Genomic DNA, 22,928 nt, shown 5'->3' with positions numbered 1-22,928 from the left:
AAGCTCCAGAGTTCATAAAAAAGGCAGAAAATCGTTCAAGACGCCATCTGCGCCATTAAATCAACACGATCATAGGTGCCCTCTGGGAACACGCCAACACCCCGGACAGACTCTCCCTGCCGTTGCGTACGTGTCAGATTATGACATTTAGCCGAAAGCGCGGGTTGTCCGTCCGGGGCGTGACCGTGTAAGCCTTGTCAGAGGCCGCACCTGACCGCATCTGCATTTGCAGGGCTGCCAGCGGGCGACCGAGACAGAGTCATTGTTCTTTCCAGATCCGTAGCGGGGTTTCCTTGTTCAGAAGACGCAAACCGGAAGAAGACGCAAAGCCTGCCGAGACCAGTCAGCTAGCCGGGCAGCCCATCTTTCCCAGCCGGCCGGATGCTTCCAGCCAGACCACTCCTGCGTCCGGATCCGGAACCGCCAGCCCCCAGCCCAACCAGCAGAAGGACCCCGCCTCTATGGGTCGTACCCCTTTCCCGGCGCCGCCATCCCCGAACAATCTGCCGGGCGCAACGCCTGCAACTGCGCCCCGTCCGGGTGCAGCAGGCGTACCGGGTGCTCCACGCCAGACGGGTCCGGAACGTCGCACGCTGGTCGTTGGCCGCGGCATTAGCGTTCAGGGTTCGGTTCAGGATGCCGAGCGTCTGGTCGTTGAAGGGACTGTCGAGTCCAGCATGATCCAGGCGGCTGAAGTCGTCGTTGCACAGGGCGGTGTTTTCCGCGGTGCGATCGAGGTCGAAGATGCGGAAGTGGCTGGCACGATTGACGGCACCCTGACCGTTAATGGCAGCCTCACGATCCGCGGCAGCGGCCGTCTGATCGGCAAGGCCAAGTGCCGTCGCCTGCAGGTTGAAGACGGTGGCCAGATCACCGGTCAGCTCGAAATGATCACGGATGGCGTCGCGCCCCGTGCGCCAATTGCGGAACCTGCAAAGACAACTCCGGAAGTGGCAGAGGAAAAGGCTGAGGGCTAATTCCTTCCGCTTTTATCTGACGGTTCTGAAAAACCCGCCCCTCTTCAGTGAGGGGCGGGTTTTTTCGTATAGACGCGATAAAAAATAGTAAAGAACGGATACGAAGAGCTTACAATTATAATAAATTCCATTTTAATAAATATATCTTCATTACAAGATGCATAGAATGCGCGACAGCAAACAACAGATTAAATCTGCATTTAATTAAATCTCTGTATTAAATGGGAGTTTAAATCCAGCTCTACAACATAGTGTGTATATCGGCGCATCTACCTAAACCGCATCAGGACGCGCCAACCAATGAATGCCATTGTTGTCACCGCGCTAAGACGACCCTTAACGTTCGTCGTCCTGTCGATTCTGATTGTGATGCTTGGCATCCTCTCGATCCTCAGGACGCCAACGGACGTATTCCCCAACATCAAGATTCCGGTCGTCGCAGCGGTCTGGACCTATCCAGGTCTTCTGCCACAGGAATTTGCTGGCCGTATTACCTACAACTTCGAACTGGCCGTCACGACGACAGTCCAGAATATCGAGCATATGGAGTCCAACTCCTATTATGGTCGTTCAATTGTAGACATCTACTTCCAGCCCGGCACGCCCATCGGCGATGCCGAGGCGGAAGTGACAGCAATTTCCCAGACGGTGCTCCTTGGCATGCCCCCGATGGTGCCAGCGCCCATGATCATGGCCCTGAACCCGTCTCAGGTGCCGGTCATTGCCCTGCAGATCACGTCTGACAAGCAAACACCTTCGGATCTGTTCAAACTTGGCGTGATTACGGTTCGTCCATTGCTCGCAACCGTTCCAGGTGCCGTCGTGGCTCACCCGAATGGCGGTATGGACAGCTTTGTCATGGTCTCCATGAACCAGGCAGAACTCCGGGCTCATCATCTTGCTGCGGCGGACGTTCAGGCTGCCCTGCGCAAGCAGAACATCGTTCTGCCGGCCGGTGATCAGAAGATCGACGCAACCGACTGGATGGTGCAGACCAACGCCGCCCCGCAGAGCATGGAAGACATCGCCAATATCCCCGTCAAACGGGTTGGCAATGCGGTCATCTATGTGAGGGACGTCGCGGACGTCTATCGTGGTGGTCATCCTCAGACGAATCTGGTGCTGGTAAAAGGCCGTCAGGCCGTGGAAGTCATTACCCAGAAGGGCGGCACGGCCTCCACTCTGGATGTGGTGGCCGCAACCAAGGCGCTTCTCCCGCGTCTGCGTAAAATTCTGCCGCCTGATGTACATGTCTCGATCCTCGAAGACGCCTCCGTGATGGTGAAAGACCAGATCAAGGACGTCGTGCAGGAAATGATTACCGCCGCGTTCCTGACCGGTATCGTGGTCCTGCTGTTCCTTGGCTCCTGGCGCTCCACCGTCATCATCGCCACGTCTATTCCGCTCGCCATTCTCTGCGCGCTCATCGGGCTGGGATGGGCGGGTCAGTCCATCAACGTGATGACTCTGGGTGGCCTCGCGCTGGCTGTCGGTATTCTTGTGGATGACGCCACCGTCATGATCGAGAACATCGATACCCATCTTGAAATGGGCAAGGATCTGGAACTCGCCATCATCGATGCGGCGAATCAGATCGTTATCCCGACCTTCGTCTCCACAACCTGCATCTGCATTGTCTGGCTGCCACTTTTCGAGCTGGACGGCGTGTCGGGCTACCTGTTCATGCCGATGGCAGAAGCCATCATTTTTGCGATGATCGCGTCCTTCATCCTGTCCCGTACGCTCGTGCCGACCATGGCCAAGTACCTTCTGGCAGGGCAGGTTCATCATGGCGCGCATGGTGAAACCGACCACGGCCATCCGGAGCCCAAGGGCTTCTTCGGACGGTTTCAGGCCGGTTTCGAAGCGCGCTTCAATCGCTTTCGTGATGGCTACGGCACACTTCTGGAACGCTGCATCGGTCGCCGCACGGCATTCGTTGGCGTCTTCCTGCTGATTTCGATTGCCTCAACCGGGCTCTATGCCTTCGCGGGCCGGGACTTCTTCCCGGAAGTCAAATCCGGAACCCTTCAGATGCATATGCGTGCCCCACTGGGCACGCGTATCGAAGTGGCCGGCCGTATTGCAGCCCTTGTAGATGATCGCATCCACGAGGACCTGCCTGGCAAGGTTGAAAGCATCATCTCCGATTGCGGCCTGCCAGAAGGCCCCCACAACCAGGCCTTCATGCCGACCCCAAGCGTCGGCACGCAGGACTGCGATCTGACGATTGCCCTGAAGAATGACGCCTCCCCTGTCTGGGACTACCGCAAGCTGCTCCGCAAGGATCTGTCACAGCGCTTCCCCGGCACGGTATTCACATTCCAGCCTGCTGACCTGACCCAGAAAATCCTGAACTTCGGGTCTTCCGCCCCGATCGACGTTCAGATCTCTGGTCCGGATGCCATGCAGAACTACGACTATGCGCGCCACGTCATCGGCAAGATCCGTCAGGTTCCGGGTGCTGCGGATGTGACCATCCAGCAGACCATGTCCACGCCGACCCTGATGGTGAACGGCAACCGTACCTTCGGTCAGGCGACTGGCGTGACGGAAGAAGACATCGCCCAGAACGAACTTTACACCCTGTCAGGCTCAGCCGTTGTTGATCCGCAGTTCTGGCTGGACCCGGAAGACAACGTCACCTTCCCGCTGAACCTTTACACCTCACAGGATCAGATGACGCATCTGAGCGATCTGCTGACCATTCCTGTGGATAAAGGTGAAGGTAATCCCGAAAACATCGACCCACAGCTTCTCGGCGCTGTCGCAGACGTGGTGGCTGCTGGCACACCGGGCGAAGTCTCCCACTACAACTCGATGTCCGAGATGGACATTTATGTGAACGTCGAAGGCACGGACATGGGCTCCGTTCTGGATGGCGTGAAGAAAGTTCTGGCTGACGACGCACACAACGTCCCGCGCTCGGCTGAAATCGACGTCCACGGACAGGCCACCACCATGCATGGTGCCTATTCCCAGCTTGTCTTCGGCCTCTGTGTCTCCGTGGTGCTGATCTATCTGCTGATCGTCGTGAACTTCCAGTCCTGGCTTGACCCGTTCATCATCATCACGGCTCTGCCGGGTGCTCTGGGCGGCATTGCGTGGGCGCTATTCCTGACGGGCACACGCCTGTCGGTTCCGGCTCTCACCGGCGCCATCATGTGCATGGGGACTGCCACCGCCAACTCCATCCTCGTGGTCTCGTTCGCCCGTGAACGTCTCGAAATCCATGGTGATGCCCTCAAGGCCGCACTGGAAGCTGGCTTTGGCCGTATTCGTCCGGTGCTCATGACGGCACTCGCCATGATTGTCGGCATGATCCCGATGGCGATTTCGAACTCCACGAACGCACCGCTTGGCAAGGCCGTCATCGGCGGCCTGCTGGTCGCGACGATCTCGACCCTCCTCTTTGTCCCCTGCGTTTACGCCATCCTCCACAACCGTTCCTCGCGTCAGAAGGAAACTGTCTAATGGCCAGCTCTCCGAAAATCTTCGCCATTGCGGGAAGCTGCGTTCTCGCGCTTTACGTGGGCTTCATCGTTGTTGAAAAAACCCATGCGGCAACGGAACTGAAGGCTGACACCGAAGCCGGCGCGATCCCGAACGTTGCAGTCATCAATCCCAAGCAGTCCCCGGAAAAGGTCGCCCTGACGCTCCCCGGCACGATTGATGCCTGGTATCAGGCGCCGATCTATCCGCAGGTCTCTGGCTACGTGAAGATGTGGTACAAGGACTACGGCGCTCATGTGAAAGCCGGTGACGCTCTGGCCGAGATCAATGCCCCAGCCCTTGATGCACAATATGCGCAGGCCAAGGCTGATCTGGACTCCGTGATGGCGAAATATCATCTCGCTACCGTCACGGCAGAACGCTGGCGCGCCATGGGACGGTCTCAGTCCGTCTCGGGGCAGTCCGTCTCGGTCTCCAACGCGAACGAACAGTCTGCGCATGCAGAAGTGGACGCCGCACAGCGGAACGTCGATCACTTCGAAGCTCTTGAGAAGTTCAAGACCATCGTTGCACCGTTCGATGGCGTCGTGACGGCCCGTAACATCAACGTCGGCGATTACGTCAACAACGGTGGCGGCGGTCTGAACTCAACGGGTAGCGCTTCCGAACTCTTCACAGTGGCGGACGTGCAGAAGCTTCGTCTGTTCGTCTCCGTGCCGGAAACATTCTCCTATGTTCTGCAACCTGACCTGACGGCGACCATCAGCGTCCCGCAGTATCGTGGCCGCACATTCGAAGCGAAGTACCTGACGACGTCCCGCGGGTTCGATCCCAACACCCGCACAGCCGTTGCCGAGTTTACACTTGAGAACAAGGACGAAGTCCTGTGGCCCGGCACCTTCGCCTCCGCAGCCCTGAAGTCCCACAACGAAGACGCACATCTGTACGAAATCCCGACCAGTGCACTCGTTTTCCAGGAAAAGGGCATGCAGGTCGCGGTCGTGGATGAGAGCAGCCGTGTGCATTACCGGAATGTGACGGTTGGCCGTATGGCAGACACCTCGACCGAAATCCAGACAGGCATTTCCCCGACCGACCGCATCATCTCCAACCCGCCAGCCGACGTGCTGGAAGGCGACAAGGTGAATGTCGTGGACGGTCAGCGCGGCTACAACCAGTCCGGCTTTGGAAAAGACTGATGATGAACCCTATTCTTCGTCGCGTCTCGCTCGCTTGCGGTTCAGCCCTGTCCCTGCTGGGACTTTCTGCCTGCGATCTGGCACCGACTTACAAGGCTCCGAACTTTGTTGTTCCAGCAAGCTGGCAGGGTCAGGCCCCGTTCGCTATCGCAACGCCCGCTGACACAGTCCTCCCGGAAAACTGGTGGACCATGTTGCATGACCCGCTTCTAAATGAACTGGAAGAACGGGCAACAGCAGACAACGGCGACATTCAGGCTGCGGCAGAACGCTTCATTCAGGCACGGTCGCTCGTTGCGGTCGCACGCTCCGAGCTGCTTCCGCACGCCAGCATGGAAGCGGGTGCGTCAGACAACAAACAGTCTGCCGACCGCCTGTTCCGCAATGGTGCCACCCTCACCCAAACTGAAGAAGATTACGGCGGACTGGTGTCCTGGGAGCCGGATTTCTGGTCATCCATTCGTAACCGCGTGCGATCCCAGAAGCAGTTTGCCCAGCAGCGTGCAGCGGACTTCGCCATGGCACGCCTGAGCACACAGGCCGAACTGGCGCGCGATTATATTGAACTGCGTGGTTATGACGCACAGGACGCGATCTACGAGCAGTCCATTTCCTTCTACAAACGCGCCGTCACCATTACGGAAAATCAGGTTCAGAATCAGGCCGCACCCCGTCTGGATCTGGCACGCGCGCAGGCGCAGCTTTACACGACACAGGCCGCGCAGCTGGATATTCAGGCGGCCCGTCAGGTCACGGAACACGCGATTGCGGTTCTGACCAACTCGTCTCCCTCTGCGTTCCATATTCCGCAGATTCAGACCTTCAGCTTCATCCAGCCCAGCATTCCGGCTTCTGTTCCTTCCGAGCTGCTTCAGCGTCGCCCGGATATCGCCTCCGCAGAGCGCGAAATGGCGCAGGCCAACCGGGAAATCGGCATCGCGCGTGCGGCTTTCTATCCGCATATCGCTCTGAAGCTCGGAGGCGGTTTCGCGTCCAACGGTTTTGATCTTGCCAATCTGGCCAACTCGCTCTGGACCTATGGGGCAAGTCTGGACATGCCGCTCTTTGATGGCGGCCTGCGTCGTGCGGAGCTTCAGCGCACTTGGTCGGCTTATCGTGAAACGCGGGACGAATACCGCATGAAAGTTCTGTCTGCTTTCCGCGAAGTGGAAGACGGACTGTCCCGCACGGAGCGTCTGTCCAAGGAAAATGCTGCTCTTGAGCAGGCCGTCAAAGCCAATCTGGACACCCAGAACATGACCATGACGCTCTATCAGGGCGGTGTTGGCACCTATCTGGAAGCTATTTTCAGCCAGGAAAACACACTGGAAAGCCGAATTCATCAGGTTGAAATCGCAACCCGCCTCTACAAAGCAGATGTCGATCTGATCCGCAGCCTGGGTGGCGGATGGTCAACACGCAACCTGCCGACCATGGATCAGACGCTCTCCGTGGAGCCGCTGCAATACGACAACCTGCATCACCCCCAACCGGTTGGTGACGTTAATGCGTCCCAGCATCCAGAGCAGTTCGAAAACCTGAACTCCTCTGCTCCCGACACACCGGGACTGGGTCAGGGCAACACACTGCCTGCGCTGCCCATGGGAAGTCTTTCCAACACCTCTCACTAATCCCTGCAAAGACCGGCCCTACAGAAGCCGGTCTTTTTTATGGGTATGTAATTCCAGAGCACAAAAAGGCTTTTCATTCAGTAACGTTAAGTTACATTTAGACCCGACACATGCGAAGTGTGAGGGGAAATGGAGCTACCGCCACAGAAGCCTGATACAGAACCTGCACCTCTTCCCAAGGAAGAGGCCAGCAATTCAGGCTGGCTTGGTCCACTCATGTTCTGCATCTGCCTGATGCAGTGTCTCAGCCTCGCCTGGTATCTTCCAGACAGGTCGCATCAGACCCGGCCCGCTTCCGTAAATCATTTCCTGACGTCCAACCCGCAATACCCTGCTCGTCTTCTGAAACAACAGCTTGCGGATAACGTCTCAGTTCACTGCGACATTGATGCTGAGGGACATGCACACAGTTGCCATGTCACGCAGGGACATTACATCGAGTTCAATCAGACGGCTCTGCTGTATGCGGAACGCGCCATTTATCATCCCGCTCTGCAGAACGGTAAAGCCGTACCCAGCCCCGATTTTAAATTGCACATCAATTTCATAATAGAGTGATCAGGAATATCCTCCTGATTCATAAAAAAAAGCCGCCCTGACCGGGCGGCTTTTTCTGTTCAATCCCGGCGATCCCGGATCTTCACGTAAGCAATGGCGGCATGTTCCGCACAGTAGGGTTTTCCGGGCAACGGTGTTGCCCCACAGAAATGGAAACCCGGTGTTCCCGGATCACCGATCGGCCAGCAGCAGGACGGACCACGACGGGCCGGACGGTCGATACTGGCTGTAAACCTTGGAGGCGGAGCAGGACGAACCGGCGGGGGAACACGAGGCTCTGGGGCAACAGGAGCCACACGCGCAGGAGAGTCCACTTTTGCAGCGACTGGACGCGGCGGCGGAGACATCATGACGCTTTCCAGAGCGGGCGACGGTTTGGCCGGCGCAGACTTTGGAGTGTCAGCCTTGACTGCCGCCGGCTTTGCTTCAGTCTTTTCCACCAGAAGATCTGCAGATGCCTCAGCTTTCGGAGCTGCTACCTTACGGGTGGGCGGCTTGCGGCGGGGTGTCTCCGTGGACGGTGTTTCCCCGTCCTTCACCTTGCGGTTGCGGATCGGAGATGGGCGCGGTGGCAGGCCCAGACGGTGGGCTTTGCCAACAACAGCATTCTTCGTGATGGAAAGCTGGCGGCCGATTTCAGCGGTCGAAAGTCCCTGACTCCACAGCTCCCGAAGTCTGGCGATCGTCTCGTCCGTCCAGTCCATATACCGGTTCCTCTGTCCCGCATCCGGGCCTGTCTGGCCCACTATCCTGTTGCCCGACCAACCCTGATCACAGGGTTGGGATAATCTGGCTGACGTTCCTTACCAGAAAGCCATCCATACGTCGAAGACGCTTATTCTGCCTCGACGGGCTCACCTTCTGGTGCAACCCGTTGAAGTTCAACACAGCCTTTTACAACGGCCAGTGCAATCTCACCACGGACCAGCGCCTGCGCATCCAGCCCGAAAACTTCCCGACGCCAGCCCCTGAGCGCACCGACTTCCGTCTCACCCAGCGCAATCCGGTCCAGATCATCGGACGAGGCCACGAGACGTGGCGCAACCTTGTGCTGCTCACACTTGGCCGTCTGAAGAACCCGAAGCAACGCTACCAACGCCGCAGAAGGACGTCCCTTGTCTGATTTGGAGGGGGGCTTTGGCAGATCTGCATCCGGAAGGCTCTCACCAATACGGACAGCCTCCAGAAGCCCCTGCCCCATCTTGCCTTCCGCAAAACCACGGGTCACCCCACGCACGCGGGCCAGCGCCTCGATGCTGTTCGGCTTGATGGCAGCAATTTCGAGCAGACTTTCGTCCCGGATAACACGCTGACGGGGAATATCCGCGTTCTGCGCTTCCTGCTCACGCCATGCCACGATTTCTCTCAGGATACCGAGCATCCTGCGGTTATTCGTGCGGGCCTTGAGCTTTTCCCACAGGCGGCGCGGGTCAGGGCGGAAAGTCTCTTCAGATGTCAGAACAGCCTGCTCGGCATCCGCCCAGCGCAGACGACCTTCGTCCTCAAGCTGCTTGCGAAGCGCAAGATAGACCGTGCGGAGATGCGTCACGTCTGCTGCTGCGTAGGCAATCTGGGCCTTCGTCAACGGACGGGCTGACCAGTCACTGAAACGATGCGCCTTGTCGATAGCCTGCCCCGTAATGGCGCCCACAAGACTGTCATAGCCGACCTGATCGCCAAATCCGGCCACCATCGCTGCCACCTGTGTATCAAACAGGGACTGCGGAAGCCGGTCGAAAATATGAAGGAAGATTTCAAGATCCTGCCGCGCGGCATGGAACACCTTGATGCATCCGGGCTCATCCAGAAGCTCGCCCAATGGAGCCAGATCAATACCCGGCGCCAGCGTATCAATAACGGCGACGTCTTCTTCGCCAGCAAGCTGCACGAGGCAGAGTTCGGGCCAGTAGGTCTTTTCCCGAACGAATTCCGTATCGATAGTAACAAACGGCTCCTGCTTCAGCTTGTTGCAGAGCCGTGCAACCTCCTCGCTAGAGGTCACGATGACGGGGGACGGGAAATCAGAGGCTTTCGGACGCATGGCCCGATCCTACACAAAGGAATCGCCTCTGACCACGCCCCCACTGCCCTCGAATGAAGGACAGTGGATAGCGAGTAGCCGTCAGATCAGATGGATTTTTCGATCCAGGCCTTGAGCTGGCTCTTCGGCATCGCACCCATCTGCTGCGCAACCGGCTTGCCGTCCTTGAAGACGATCAGCGTCGGGATGCTGCGGACGCCATACTGCGTGGGGGCTTCCGGGTTGGAGTCGATGTTGACCTTGGCGACCTTCAGGCGGCCCTGATACTCAGCGCCGATTTCCTCGAGCGCCGGAGCAATCATCTTGCACGGACCGCACCATTCTGCCCAGAAATCGACCAGAACCGGGCCGTCAGACTTCAGGACGTCTGTTTCAAAGCTGCTATCCGTAACGGCAACCGTATTTGCGCTCATGGACGTGTTCCTTGTGATGAAACGTGTTTCTGTAAACCGATATCGGCTTCTCTGGTCAGGACTGCAAGAGCCTGCCCATTAAATCAAGACTCCTCCAGTACACGATCCAGAAGCCCATCCGGAAGAACCATAACGGACGGTCCCTCCGTCCAGACCAGTGAACAGTGAATGGCAAAATCAGGATGTAGTTGCTGGAGAACAGCCCGATAGGCCGCCATCTGCCGTACATAGGCCACCGGTGTTCGCTCGACCCGAATCGGGGGAGTACGGTTCGTTTTGTAGTCACAAATCCAGATTTCTCCGTCCCCGATCCACAGACGATCCACCTGCCCCAAGACCACGCGCCCCTCACTGATGCCCGAAATCGGCTGCTCTGCCCTGCTGCCCGCCTGAAACAGGGGCGCGAGATCTGGATGGTGCAGGACGCCCATGACCTGATCCGTCAGACGCCCGACCTCACTCTCTGTCAGCCCGAGCGCAGGCCTGGAGAGCCAGCGGGTTGCAAGCGCCAGCCGGTCTTCAGAAGGCGTTTCCGGCAAAAGTTGAAGCAGGCGATGGATCATCGTGCCGCGCCGCATGGCCTGTTCCCGAACGGGCTTTGGCCTGCCCGCAAGCAGTTCCAGCGGGGAACGGGCTGCGGGCACTTCCCCAAACTCTGCGCCATCTGGCCGACTTGGAGCCAAAGGGCGCGTCATGGCGTCTTCCATCGGGGCGACGTCCGCGCGCCAGTCAGGCGCACGACCGAGCCACGCAGGCAATTCCAGCATGGGCGCGACGATCTGCGGCGTGGCATCCGGCGCAGGAGCCACGCTCCGCTCTTCTTCCAGAACCAGACGGTCTCCGTCCCACCCCAGTCCCAGCGGTTCGGATCGCGCATTGATGAGCGTTTCGAACCCGGCCTGACACTGACGATACCAGCTCGTGTCTTCCGGCTGACGTTTCGTGGAGGCTCCGCAGATCACCAGCCAGTCACTGGCGCGCGTCAGGGCTACGTAGAGCAGACGGTTGTTTTCCGCCCGCGCCTTCTCTGCATCCCGGGCAGACAAGGCCGTCGTGACATCCGTGCCAGCATCTTTCTTCGGCACCCAGATCGGAAGGTCCAGCCCGGCGGCCTCTTCCCACAGGAAGTCTCCACTGGCTGGCGCACGGGACAACGTATCCGGCATCACGACCAGACGGGCCTGCAAACCCTTGGACCCATGCACGGTCATGACGCGGACAGCCCCGGTTTCGCTTTCGGCTTCACGCTTACTGGTGATTTCGCTGGCTTCCAGCCAATGCAGAAACCCCTGAAGCGAAGGAGGATGCAGCCCTTCGTAGCGCAGGGCAGCGGTCAGCAGTTCGTCCACCGGTTCAGCCGCTTCAGGCCCGAGACGACGCAGAAGTCGTGTGCGCCCACCATGCGGGCCAAGCGCTTCGGCCAGCAGGCGGTACGGTGTGGCATAATCCACCCGTGCATAAAGCGCAGACAGCATCGTCCATGCCGCCTGCCATTCCGCACGCTCCCGATGACGTTCCCGCAGGACAGTCCAGAGGGGCTGACCTTTCGGGCCAAGGGCGTGGGCGCGACCATCTTTTGTCGCCAGCGCCATCAGCGAATCATCGCTCAGGCCACCAAGGGGAGACGTCAGAACCGCCGCCAGTGTCAGATCGTCTTGGGGCAAAAGCAGTGCCGCACAGAGCGTCATGAGATCGCGAACGGCCACCTGCTGCGTCAAACCGACGCGCACCAGTGTCGCCACTGGCACATTTCGCGATTTTAGTGCCCGGATCAAAGACCGCAGGAAGGACGAACGGCGCGGCACGAGAATCAGAACATCGCCCGCTTTCAAAGGCGCCTGTCCCGGTTGCGGCGAACGACCAATCTGTTGATCAATCCACCCGGCAAGCGCCTCCGCCAGACGCTGCGGCGCACTGCGCTGGCCGGTATTGGCTTGCGGAGCCTGCCAGGGGGTCAGACCTTCATCATCGTCCTCGCCTTCCAGCACCGGGACGAGCGGCCAGAGTTCAACGCGCCCACCCTGCCCCGGACGTGCGGACACATGGGGAAGCAGTGCCTCCTGCCCCTGTTCCAAAAGACCATGTGCGGCATTCGGCTGGGAAAAGACCGCATCAACGAAAGACAGAACGGGCGTGACGGAGCGGAAGGAGACGTTCAGATCCGGATCACGCCACGGCAGGCCCGCATTCTGAACGCGACGGGCAAACTCGGCTCTCCAGCTATGAAACTGTTCCGGGTCAGCGCCCTGAAATCCGTAAATGGACTGTTTGTAGTCGCCGACCGCGAACACTGTGCGGGGTCTCGGCCCCTGCTCCCAGGCACCCTCACCGGAAAAGAACTCGGATGTCAGAGCCCCGGCGATCTCCCACTGAAGGCTGGAATTGTCCTGCACCTCATCCAGCAGCAGATGGTCGATACCGCCATCCAGTTTATAGAGCACCCAGGCCGCACCCGGATCTTCCAGCAGGTTTCGCGTTTCCTGAATGAGATCGTTGTAATCCACCAGTCCACGCGCAGCCTTGCCCTCACGAAAGTTCGACAGCATTGGCGCAGCAAGAGACAGAAGCGCGCGATTCAGGGAAAGAAGCACGGCGCGCTTGATGCTTTCTGTCAGATCGAGGAGGCGCTGGCCTTCCTCTTCCAGCAGCGGCACGATTTCAGGAACGACGTCCTGTGCTTTCTTGCTAATGATGCGGTTCATCTGCCGCACGGTGCCCTTGTCCGTCAGCAGACATTTGCTCCAGACGGGTGCCGAACGGTCTTCCAACTGTGTCCCGAGCCACAGGAGCATCTGCTCCACAGTCGGCTTCGCAGCGGCCGTGACAACGCCGAGCGCCGCCTGAAGTCCGGCTCGCAATTCCGCTTCCTTGCGTGGCTGACAGATCAACCCTTCCAGATCAGACGCCGCCTCCTGCCCGGCTTTCAGGGCGCCCCGATAGGCGCTCAGCACAGCGTCCGGCAGGATCTGCCAACGGTCCAGCAGGGGACGGACGCGACTTTCTTCCATATTCAGAGCGCGGATCCGCTGGAAGAACCTGTCGATCCCGATGGTTCCCGCCACTTCCGCCACGATTTTCGGAGCCTTGGCGAGTTCATCTTCCATGGCTTCCCGCAAAGCCAGCGTTGTGTCCGTATCTTCCATCAGGGTGAAATGCGGATCAACGGACGCTTCCAGCGGGAAACGTCGCAGTAGAGACTGACAGAACGCATGGATCGTCTCGATCCGCAAACCGCCCGGCAGGTCCAGAACCTTCAGGAACAGCGCACGGGCTGCACGCCGTGTCTCATCCGTATTGGGAACACGCAGTTTCTCAAGTTCCCGGCCCAGACGCTCATCCGGGAGCGACACCCATTCGCCAAGCCGGGACTGGAGACGATTGGCCATCTCCGCGGCCGCGGCCTTGGTGTAGGTCAGGCACAGGATGCGGGATGGGTTTGCCCCTTCGGCCAACACAATCGACCCATCATCTGCTTCTACTTCAAGGGGCAGCATCAGACGAAGCAGACGATCAATCAGCAGCTTCGTCTTACCTGATCCAGCAGACGCGGACACGAAGACGGACGCCATTGGGTCAGACGCTGCAAGCTGGGTGCGATCGGCTTCAGCAATAACGTCAGCGCGGTTGCGAATCTCGCTCATGAGTCGTCTCCTTCCGCATAGGCCGCGCGCCATTCATCCACCCGTGCCAACTGGGCGTAATCCGTGTAGCGCGGCACATGCCCGGCCCAGGGCTGGGAGCGATAGGGCTGATCGGGCTGGTCATACTCATCAATGAGGCCACGCAGTTTTTCCATGGCCTCACCAATCAGGGCCGCCGCATCAAGGCTGGATTTCCGGCTTGGAACTTCGCTCTCTTTCCCCGGATCATCGCCGCCTGTCAGATGCCAGTACAGAAGCTGTTTCGTCTCGGCAGCCGGAACGCCTTCAAAAGCACCTTTGGCCAGCAGTGCCCCTTCCAGAACAAGCTGAACGGACCAGCCCCCTTCCACGGCTTTGCCGGTGGGGGGGGAACCGGTTTTGTAATCAAAGATCGTCGCCTTGCCGTCTTCATCAACATCAATGCGGTCCGCCCTACCGCGCAGTTCGAACGGTGCACGTGCAGCTTCGATCCTGAAGGACGCAGACACTTCCATATGCCGCGCGATGGCGTGCTCCTGTTCTCGACGGATCCGCTCCTGTACGGCAACCCAGTCCGCAATACGCTCCAGCCTTGGGCTCCACCAACTGACCAGCGCAGGTCGCATATTGGCCTTGGCCAGTTCTTCCGTGAAGGCACGCTTCAGGGATGAGGCTACGTTCTGCGGCCAGCGGTCCGGATAGTCTTTGAGAACGCGATCCATCGCCTCGTGCACAATCATGCCGAAATCCGCGTGTTCCGCACCTTCTTCAAGCGGCTTGAGCGCCTTTAGCTTCAGAACATGCTTGGCATAAATGGCATATGGGTCCTGCATCCACGTCTCGATCTCCGTGATGCTCAGACGACGCGGCCGGAGTGCCACAGGAGGCCTTGGCTCTGGGGGAACCACGGTTTCTGCACCATCCAGCGGCTGATCCATGGCCTTTTGCCATTCGAGCGCTGGATGCACGGGCAGTTTCTGCCCACGGCCGCCCAGAAACGCTTCCATTCGCACCATCCAGCGGGCGGGCACACCCGGGGCACCGTCCCGTCGGGCGGAGCTGGAGAACACAACCTCCCCAGCGGCCAGCGCCGTTGAGACGAAATCATGGGCGCTGATGCCGATCTGACGCTCGGGAGACGGCAGACCAACACGGGTCCGCATCGGGCGGCTCAGCCATGGCCCCGGATCTGTTGCAGGTGGCCAGACCGTTTCGTTCAATCCACCCAGAACAACCACATCGAACGCCAACAGACGCGCTTCCAGCACACCGAGAATGGTGACACGCGGATGGGCCAGTTCCACACCGCCACGATGCGCGCGAAGGCCCGTCAGCATCTGCCCGGCCATGGACGTGTTCAGGAAAGAATCCAGATGCGCCAGCCTTTGGGGTGGCAGGATGCCGGTATGCTGGATTAAAGCGGCCAAGTGACGGGATAGCGCCTCACCATCATCCCCCATCCAGAGACGTCCGCCCGGATGCAGTCCTTCTTCGGGATCGGCGGTCAGTTCAGTTTCCGTTGCGGCCAGGGCTTCGGCGGTATGGATCAGGGCTTCCAGCAATTCGGGGAGCGGAACCGCGCCAGAGAGGCTGAGCAGAGGAGCGAAAGCGGCTTCAATCCGGGCGATGAACGCTGCTGGGCCTTCCGGCTCATCAGGAGCATCCGCGCTGGCACCATTGTCCGGGTCACGCTGGTTCTGGATATACGTCTCGAGTGCCGCCTTAAGGCCCGCGATACCGGGTGCAGGAGCAGGTCCACGCAGCAACAGACGCTCCAGCCGACGGGCCGAGGCGTGACAGTTACCCGGTGTCCGACCAAGAGATGCCAAAGGGTGCTTCAGAACAGAAAGCAGAGCCACCGGGGAAAGCTGGGCCTCGGCTGCCGTGGCGATCAGGCGCAGGAACACGGCAGCTGGCGTCTGCGCCAGAGGCTCACCCGCACTGTCATCAGCATAAATCCCGAACCGCAGAAGCTCCGTCCCAACGCGCTGAGCAAGGCTACGATCTGGCGTCACAAGCGCACAGGTCTGGCCCGGGACGGACACCACATTGCGAAGGATCAGCGCGATGGACTGCGCTTCCTGCTGCTGATCCTGTGCGGGGAGCAGAGACAGGCCTGAAATATTACGCGGGTTCAGATCCCGCCCCCAGGCAGTAATCCCCTGTTCCGGCAGCATAACGCCACGCATCAGGCGCTCTCTGGCCCGATCCCGGCCGCCGTCCCAATCCGTCAGATCATCGCGTGTCAGCCCCAGATCCGTAAGAATTTCCTTGAGACCCGCCTGTGGGTGTGACGCTGGAAGCGCGTCCCACATTGCCTGAGGCAGGTCCAGATCAACACCCGGCAGAATCACCAGTCCAGCCGGTAACGTCGCAACCGCCGCCAGCACATCTGAAACCGCTGCTGACCCATCTGCAAACCCCACCGCCCATACTGGCGTGTGGGGAGGAACATGCTGCCACGCTGCCGCCTGCGCTTTCAGACGCGCGACCTGCCGGGCAACGGGGTTCGACAGACCTTCTTCTTCCAGCCATTTCGGCCAGATCGTCGTGACGATTTCCAGAAATTTCAGCGTCTGCTGCCAGTGTTCCGAAAAGCGTTCTTCCACGGCTTCTGGCAAACTTGCCGCCAGATCGACCCCACTCCGCTCAGCCTCATCCATCAGATCCGCCAGTGCCTTGGCCAGCGGCCAGGCCCGGTCGATACCCTTGGTCTTGTCCACCCCAACACTGACAATGGGCGTTTGCAGAATCAACATGGACAGCACGGCAAGCCGTCTTTGCGGCTCGACCGCCGGAGGCAGCGAGACATCAATCCCGATAGACGCCAGCGCCTCTTCATCCACGTCATTGATCGCAACGATGCGCGGCAAAAGAGAGGCCTGTCCGTCTAGTACGCGCAGGAACGCTTCCATCAACGCACGCCCGGCACGACGGCTCGGCACGAGCAGCAGCCCCGGCCCGTCCGTTCCGGCAGCGGGGTCCTGTTTCAGCCATTCATGAGCGACCCGATCCAGAAACGGCTCGGTGCCCGCGATCGTAACAACCGTCATAGCGCAATCCCGCTCAGACGTTCGTTCGGCCAGCCGGTCAGCTCTGCAAACCGTTCGTCTTCTGTCGCACCAGAGGTCAGCGTCAGATGCAGGGCATTGGCGGGCAGGAGATCTTCGGCGCGCTCTGGCCATTCCACCAGCATGATGCCTTCGCAGGCTTCATCCCAGGCCAGTTCATACAGCGCATCCGACCCATCCAGCCGCCATAGATCATAGTGGAAAACTGGCCCGGCGGCGGTGTCGTAAGGCTGAACCAGCGCGAAACTCGGGCTTGGAACTTCCATTTGCGGGTCACGGGCCAGAACCCGCAGAAATGCACGCGCGAAGGTGGTTTTCCCAGCCCCCAGACTGCCGGACAGGGCAATGCAATCGCCCGGAGCGCACCGCCCGGCGATTCGGGCCGCAAGATGTTCGGTCGAGGACTGATCAGGGAGGCGTATCTGCATGCGCATAATGTGACGCCGCACGCGTCATCCAGCAAGCGGGGGAATGTTCTGGTTTCTGACAACAGGATATTGCCCTGTACAAGCATAGAATATGACACAAAACGAAATAAAGTGAACGTTTTGTGATTCTTTGAAAAATACAAACAACCCTTATTGACTCTTTATTACATACAAAGAGAAATGGTTTTTAACTTTTCAGTAACCATTCTGAACAAGACCATTCCAATCAGGGTATTTACCGATGACATCCAATCTTCTGATCAATGAATTCATGTTTAATCCAAGTGTTTCTGGAGATCCGAACGAATTTATTGAAGTCAAAGGGGATGCTGACACAGATTACAGCGAATGGTCACTGATCGTTGTCGATGGCGACGGCAGCGTTGCGGGCAAGATTGACAATGTTTTCCAGCTCGGAACGACCAACAGCGCTGGCTACTGGGTGACGCCATACCAGACAAATGCTTTGCAGAACGGCACGCAAACTGTCCTTTTGGTCAAGAATTTCACCGGTAAGGCTGGCGATGACCTCGACACTGCCAACGCAGGCACCTTCACCTCCACACCATGGTCTGAAATAGGGGACACGATTGCCGTTTCAGACGGTGGCAGCGGCGATCCGACCTATGCTGGCGCCCCGGTTCTGACAGGCAAGCTGATTGCCGGCGCGTCCCGCATTCCTGATGGAACAGACACGAACAGTGCCTCCGACTGGGCGATTGATGACCCCTCACTTGCCGGCATTGACGGCTACGGAACCACTGCTGCTGCGGGAACGGTTCTGGTCACACCCGGTGCCGCTAATGACGGCAGCTCTACAGGCGGTTCGGGGACAGGAACCGACACAGGAGGTTCTGACACCGGCACAGGCGGCTCTACGGGGTCCGATACCGGGAGTGGCACGGGTACTGGCACCGGATCGGACACAGGTGGAAGCTCGTCTGGCGGAACCAGCACCACGCCCCAGACCCTGACAATCCAGCAGATCAATGGCGTCGGCTATTACAGTCCGTATGCGGGGGCCAGCGTCACGACCGCTGGCGTCGTCACGGCAATCGATACGAATGGCAGCATCGGCTTCTGGGTTCAGCAAGCGGATAAAGACCAGAACACCGTCGGCAGCACAGGCATCTTTGTTTATGCGGGTAAGACAGCCACCCTTCCGACCGTGGGTGAGACTGTTACCATCACCGGCACCGTCACGAACTACTCTGGCACCTCCTGGAGCAAGTCCCTTACCCTGCCAGAAATCAATCTGGTCTCTTACACAGACACGGGTGCTGCCTACGCAGAAATTGCCCCAACGGTCATTGGTCAGGGCGGCCTGACGGTTCCAGCCGCGTCTTACCTCGGGGACCTTGAGCAGGCGATCGATCTTAACAAGAGCACGGCGTCTCTAAGCCCCGACACGAATGCTCTTGATTTCTATCGTAACCTCATCGGTCAGGTCGTTACCCTGCATGATGTCGTGGCGACCGGTGCCACAGCCTCCAACGCCACATGGGTTGTGCCGGACAATGGCAATGGTCTGCTGACGCCTACCGGTGCGCTTCAGAGCACCGAGAGCAGCATCAACACTCAGCGCGTCGAAATCTATTACGACAGCGGCGTCACTCCCGGTTCTGCCATCAGCGCCGAAGTGGGCGACAAGCTCGGGGACATTACGGGCGTCCTGACTTATTACAACGGCGTTTATGAGCTAATCCCGACCACGCAGGTCACGGTCATTCACACGGAAACCCCTGCTCCGGTCACGACCTTCCACAAGGACGAGCAGAATCTTCTCGTCAGTGACTATAATATCGAGAACTTCAACGCCCTTGATCCGGCCAATGCGGACCGTCTGGCACAGGTCGCCAAGATCATCGTGCAAAATCTCGATAATCCTGACGTTCTGGCCATTCAGGAAATCCAGGACGACAGCGGCACCACGAATGACGGCACCGTCAGTGCGGAACAGAACCTTGCCGCTCTGGTCAAGGCCATCGCCGATGCGGGTGGCCCGACCTACTCCTGGGCACAGGTCGATCCGGCGAACGGCACGCAGGGCGGTGTGTCCGGCGGCAACATCCGCAGCGTGTTCCTTTACAACACAGACCGCGTCACGCTGAAAGAACCTGTCACCACCATCGGCAGTGAAGAGCTGGACGGAACCTTCAAGAACACCCGCCTGCCACTGGTTGGAACCTTCGAGTTCAACGGCAAGGACGTCACGCTCATCAACGTGCATCTGTCCTCCCAGGCTGGCAGCTCGGAACTTTATGGTGCCACGCAGCCCCCCGTGAACCATGGCGGCACGACCAGCACCGTCAACAATCGTATTGCTCAGGCCCAGTACATCACGAACTACGTCCAGAACCAGCTTTCAAGCGATCCGACCGCGAAGGTTGGCATCCTTGGAGACTTCAATGACGTGGCATGGAGCGACGCCAATCAGGTCTATGCCAATGCTGGCCTGACGGACATGGAGACCAAGGAAGACGCGAGTAATCGCTACACCTACATCTATGAAGGCAACGCCCAGTCCCTCGATCACACCATCGGCACAGACGGTTTTGCCAATGCAGGCCAGTTCCAGACCCTGCACGTCAATACAGGCCAGCTGGACGGTGAATCCGACCACGATCCGTCCCTGACGCTACTGGAAATGACGGATTACAGCGCTACGAACGGTGCAGCCCTGTCTGACGTCGCCCTGACGGGCAGCCAGACCGCGGCTGTCCACAGCGGCAGCACAGCCTCAAACGTCAGCGTTGGGGATGGCAGCCGCCTTGCGCTTTATGCCGGCAGCACGACCCGGAACATCCGTCTGGCCAGCGGCGCCAAAGTGGACCTGCCGGAACTCGCCTGGTCCGACAGTGCCACGGCAACCCTGACCGATCCCTCCACGCTGGAAGTATCCAACGGCACCGACACCTATACGATCGCCCTCGATAGCGCTTACGACGCCGACTTCTTCACCCTTCAGTCCGACAGTACGGGTGGTACGATGCTTCTGGCGGAAGGCACCCCCTGCTACTGCCGCGGCACGCTGATCCGTACAGAACGCGGCGACGTTCCGGTCGAACAGCTTGAAGTTGGTGACCTGATCCAGACGCGCTCGAACGGCCTGCGCCCCATCCACTGGATCGGCCGCCGCAGCTATTCCGGCACGTTCGCCAATGGCAACCGCGATATCCTGCCGGTCACTTTCCGCAAGGGATCTCTCGGCAAGAACATTCCTGAACAGGACCTGTCCGTCTCCCCGCTCCATGCCATGTATCTGGACGGCGTGCTGATCCCGGCTCTGTCGCTCGTGAACGGCAGCAGCATCGTGCAGGCCGAGCGCATGGATGAAGTCGCGTATTTCCATATTGAACTGGAAAGCCACGACGTCATTTTCGCAAACGGCGCGGAGTCTGAAACCTTCGTGGACGACAGCTCTCGCGGCATGTTCCACAACGCCGCCGACTACAGCGTGCTCTACCCGAATGCAGAACCGGTTCCGGCTCAGTATTGCGCCCCACGCGTTGAGGAAGGCGCTCTTCTGGCCGCCGTCCGTGGCCGTCTGAACGCCCTGTCTTCCAACATCCAGCCCGCAACAGGTGATCTGGAAGGCTATGTGGATGTTGTTACCCATAACCGCATCGAAGGTTGGGCACGCGTTGCAGGAAGCGTGAAGCCTGTCCGTCTTCAGATCATCGATAACGGTGTGGTTCTGGGCGAAATTCGGGCTGATAAGGCTCGCCCGGATATTGGGGTGGCCTGTGGCTTCCGGTTTGACATTCCGGGGGGGCTGTCTCCGTTGGAGCGTCATGTTCTCGAAGTCCGCCGCGTCACGGACGGTGCTGCCCTCGGCAACACGCCCTGGATGATGGACCAGAAGGAACACAAAGCCCCACTGGCTATCGTGGCGTCTACTCCGGTTGACCCTCTGGACGGCTGCATCGACATCGCCACCCGCAATCGCATCTCCGGCTGGGTCACGAACTCGGCAGCTCCTGAAGACGCGGTAACGCTTCAAGTCGTGGATAACGGTGTAATTCTGGCCTCCGTCCTGGCCAATGGTCGACGCCCCGATGTTGCAAAAACGGGCCGTCCGCTGCTCTGCGGGTTTGATGTCATCCTGCCGGGCGGCCTCTCGCCCCTGACGCGTCATATTCTGGAAGTACGTCGTGAAAGCGATGGCGCCCTCCTCGGCGCACCGCAGGTTCTGGAGCCTGTGGGCATGTTCGACGCAGATATGGAGCAGACCGTCGCCCGCGCTGTCGAAGCCACTGCTGACGAACAGGCTGGCGATCAGGTTCTGTCCTTTCTGCTGGGCCAGGTCGAAAAACTCCGCCAGTCCCGTGCACAGGCCATCAGCGGCCTGACGGATAAGGCGCTCAACGCCACACGCCGTCGCCGGGGCATGAAAACTGCCAGCGCACCGCAGCGCAAACGCGCTCTGGTGATCGACAGCCTGCGCCCGGATGCAAAGCGGGATGCAGGATCACAGGCCATTCTGTCTCACATGGCCGCACTGGAAGGTCTGGGATACGACGTCTGCTTCATCGCAGCAGACCAGATGACCCTGACCACACGTCTGGACACGCTCCCGACCGTGACTGTTCAGGGCGCACCGGTCTTCGTATCCGTGGAAGATGCACTGTCCCGCCAGAAAGACAGCTTTGACGTTGTGTATCTGCACCGGGAAGACGTCGCCACGCGCTACATGGCGCTTGTCCGTCGCAACCAGACCAAGGCCCGCGTCCTGTATAGTGTGGCGGATCTGCACTTCCTGCGTCTGGCCCGTCAGGCCGCCATTCAAGGACGCCCGGAACTGATGGCCAAGGCCAATCAGGTTCGGGTCGCAGAATATCGCGCCGCTCTTCAGGCCGATGCCGTGCTGACGCATTCCCAGACCGAAGCCGCACAGCTTCTCAAGGATCTGCCTCAGGCGAATGTGCATGTCGTGCCCTGGGCTGTGTCGCAAACCGCTTCCGAGACCACAAACCGCAATGGCGTGCTGTTCGTCGGCAACTACGCCCATGCCCCGAACGGTGATGCCGCCCGCTGGCTGGTTCAGGACATTATGCCGGTCGTCTGGGCCATGGACCCGACCATCACCTGCACCCTCGTAGGAGCAGAGATGCCAGACAGCATCCACGCACTGGCCAACGACCGTATCCGCATTCTGGGGCATGTGCAGGATCTGGGCAGCGTTCTCGGTCAGGCTCGCCTGAGCGTTGCACCGCTGCGTTTCGGTGCAGGCATCAAGGGTAAGGTTCTGGAAAGCCTGTCCGCAGGTGTGCCCTGCATCATGACACCCGTTGCAGCCGAGGGCTTGACCCTACCGAAGAGCCTTCAGTCGCTCGTGAAGACAACAGCGGAAGATCTGGCTCGCCAGATCGTCGCACTCCACAAAGCCAAGGACCTGTCAGACATTATTCAGGCAGGACAGGCTTACACACAGGCGACGTTCTCTGAAGACGCCGTCATGGCGGCCCTTAACAGTGCGCTGGACCAAAAATCTGCCCTTCGCGCGGCAGGTTAAGGTCTTGAGCCTCATACGTCAC

The 22,928-nt window shown here is 59.3% G+C and carries 12 protein-coding genes; 6 read left to right on the top strand and 6 right to left on the bottom strand.

Going from position 1 to position 22,928, the window contains the following annotated elements; translation table 11 throughout:
- Positions 1-293: 293 nt before the first annotated feature.
- The 5 genes from GFR01_RS00335 (at position 294) to GFR01_RS00315 (ending at position 7,818) form a co-directional block, all read left to right on the top strand.
- Complete coding sequence (locus GFR01_RS00335; protein ID WP_240285208.1) at positions 294-977, top strand: bactofilin family protein; 684 nt, start codon at positions 294-296, stop codon at positions 975-977.
- A 300-nt stretch (positions 978-1,277) separates the two neighbouring features.
- Positions 1,278-4,451, top strand: coding sequence for an efflux RND transporter permease subunit (locus GFR01_RS00330; RefSeq protein WP_099180850.1), 3,174 nt, complete (start codon positions 1,278-1,280; stop codon positions 4,449-4,451).
- The gene (locus tag GFR01_RS00325) at positions 4,451-5,629 is read left to right on the top strand and encodes an efflux RND transporter periplasmic adaptor subunit (protein ID WP_099180849.1); all 1,179 of its coding nucleotides are present in this window, start codon (positions 4,451-4,453) and stop codon (positions 5,627-5,629) included. The genes GFR01_RS00330 and GFR01_RS00325 overlap by 1 nt, the downstream gene beginning before the upstream one ends.
- Positions 5,629-7,260, top strand: a complete 1,632-nt coding sequence (locus GFR01_RS00320; protein WP_099180848.1) for an efflux transporter outer membrane subunit — start codon at positions 5,629-5,631, stop codon at positions 7,258-7,260. The genes GFR01_RS00325 and GFR01_RS00320 overlap by 1 nt, the downstream gene beginning before the upstream one ends.
- Before the next feature lie 129 nt (positions 7,261-7,389).
- A complete protein-coding gene (locus GFR01_RS00315; RefSeq protein WP_099180847.1) occupies positions 7,390-7,818 on the top strand; it encodes an energy transducer TonB in 429 nt (142 codons plus the stop codon).
- A gap of 59 nt (positions 7,819-7,877) precedes the next feature.
- On the opposite strand, the gene GFR01_RS00310 is transcribed toward GFR01_RS00315, so the two are convergent.
- The 6 genes from GFR01_RS00310 to tsaE form a co-directional block, all read right to left on the bottom strand.
- On the bottom strand, positions 7,878-8,522 hold the full coding sequence (locus GFR01_RS00310) for a GcrA family cell cycle regulator (protein WP_167384181.1): 645 nt from the start codon (positions 8,520-8,522) through the stop codon (positions 7,878-7,880).
- Positions 8,523-8,653: 131 nt separating this feature from the next.
- A complete protein-coding gene (gene rnd / locus GFR01_RS00305) occupies positions 8,654-9,859 on the bottom strand; it encodes a ribonuclease D (RefSeq protein WP_099180845.1) in 1,206 nt (401 codons plus the stop codon).
- Positions 9,860-9,945: 86 nt separating this feature from the next.
- Complete coding sequence (gene trxA, locus GFR01_RS00300; protein WP_007283421.1) at positions 9,946-10,272, bottom strand: thioredoxin TrxA; 327 nt, start codon at positions 10,270-10,272, stop codon at positions 9,946-9,948.
- Between the two features lie 83 nt (positions 10,273-10,355).
- Positions 10,356-13,913, bottom strand: a complete 3,558-nt coding sequence (gene addA, locus GFR01_RS00295; RefSeq protein WP_099180844.1) for a double-strand break repair helicase AddA — start codon at positions 13,911-13,913, stop codon at positions 10,356-10,358.
- Complete coding sequence (addB, locus tag GFR01_RS00290; RefSeq protein ID WP_099180843.1) at positions 13,910-16,945, bottom strand: double-strand break repair protein AddB; 3,036 nt, start codon at positions 16,943-16,945, stop codon at positions 13,910-13,912. Before addB ends, addA begins: the two co-directional genes overlap by 4 nt.
- Positions 16,942-17,391 carry a tRNA (adenosine(37)-N6)-threonylcarbamoyltransferase complex ATPase subunit type 1 TsaE gene (tsaE, locus tag GFR01_RS00285; RefSeq protein WP_099181564.1) on the bottom strand — a complete coding sequence of 150 codons (450 nt, stop codon included), beginning with the start codon at positions 17,389-17,391 and terminating at the stop codon, positions 16,942-16,944. Before tsaE ends, addB begins: the two co-directional genes overlap by 4 nt.
- A 241-nt stretch (positions 17,392-17,632) precedes the next feature.
- On the opposite strand from tsaE, the gene GFR01_RS00280 reads away from it, so the two are divergent.
- Positions 17,633-22,906, top strand: coding sequence for a Hint domain-containing protein (locus tag GFR01_RS00280; RefSeq protein ID WP_099180842.1), 5,274 nt, complete (start codon positions 17,633-17,635; stop codon positions 22,904-22,906).
- The last annotated feature ends 22 nt before the right edge of the window (positions 22,907-22,928 follow it).

The organism is Gluconobacter frateurii (genome assembly GCF_002723955.1).
Taxonomy (GTDB): domain Bacteria; phylum Pseudomonadota; class Alphaproteobacteria; order Acetobacterales; family Acetobacteraceae; genus Gluconobacter; species Gluconobacter frateurii.
This window is presented reverse-complemented; position numbering and strand designations above follow the sequence as displayed.

Excerpts from the sequence above, each read along its gene's own strand:
- trxA (WP_007283421.1), bottom strand. The coding sequence starts at position 10,272 with ATGAGCGCAAATACGGTTGCCGTTACGGATAGCAGCTTTGAAACAGAC.
- addB (WP_099180843.1), bottom strand. The coding sequence starts at position 16,945 with ATGACGGTTGTTACGATCGCGGGCACCGAGCCGTTTCTGGATCGGGTC.
- GFR01_RS00310 (WP_167384181.1), bottom strand. The coding sequence starts at position 8,522 with ATGGACTGGACGGACGAGACGATCGCCAGACTTCGGGAGCTGTGGAGT.
- GFR01_RS00330 (WP_099180850.1), top strand. The coding sequence starts at position 1,278 with ATGAATGCCATTGTTGTCACCGCGCTAAGACGACCCTTAACGTTCGTC.
- GFR01_RS00325 (WP_099180849.1), top strand. The coding sequence starts at position 4,451 with ATGGCCAGCTCTCCGAAAATCTTCGCCATTGCGGGAAGCTGCGTTCTC.
- tsaE (WP_099181564.1), bottom strand. The coding sequence starts at position 17,391 with ATGCAGATACGCCTCCCTGATCAGTCCTCGACCGAACATCTTGCGGCC.
- GFR01_RS00280 (WP_099180842.1), top strand. The coding sequence starts at position 17,633 with ATGACATCCAATCTTCTGATCAATGAATTCATGTTTAATCCAAGTGTT.
- rnd (WP_099180845.1), bottom strand. The coding sequence starts at position 9,859 with ATGCGTCCGAAAGCCTCTGATTTCCCGTCCCCCGTCATCGTGACCTCT.
- addA (WP_099180844.1), bottom strand. The coding sequence starts at position 13,913 with ATGAGCGAGATTCGCAACCGCGCTGACGTTATTGCTGAAGCCGATCGC.
- GFR01_RS00320 (WP_099180848.1), top strand. The coding sequence starts at position 5,629 with ATGATGAACCCTATTCTTCGTCGCGTCTCGCTCGCTTGCGGTTCAGCC.
- GFR01_RS00315 (WP_099180847.1), top strand. The coding sequence starts at position 7,390 with ATGGAGCTACCGCCACAGAAGCCTGATACAGAACCTGCACCTCTTCCC.